Consider the following 205-nt stretch of genomic DNA (forward strand, 5'->3'; position numbering starts at 1 on the left):
GCGTTTGTTTCGCTTGACTTCTTGTATGTCGGGCGAGCTCCGTATGATACTTGACCATTTGCATGTGTTGTTACGTTATATGCATTTGTTTTGCTTGGCTTTTTTTGTGTCGGGCGAGCGCCATATGTTACTGTGCCATCTTGATTTGTCGTTACGTTGTATGCATTTGTTTCACTTGGCTTGTTGAATCTTGGTCTCGCTTCAT

At 42.9% G+C, this 205-nt stretch carries 1 pseudogene; it reads right to left on the bottom strand.

Going from position 1 to position 205, the window contains the following annotated elements:
• Positions 1-205, bottom strand: a pseudogene (locus tag IDG63_RS15060) (staphylocoagulase); the annotation flags it as partial.

Origin of the sequence: Staphylococcus sp. EG-SA-14, from assembly GCF_017151935.1 — a bacterium.
GTDB lineage: Bacteria > Bacillota > Bacilli > Staphylococcales > Staphylococcaceae > Staphylococcus > Staphylococcus aureus.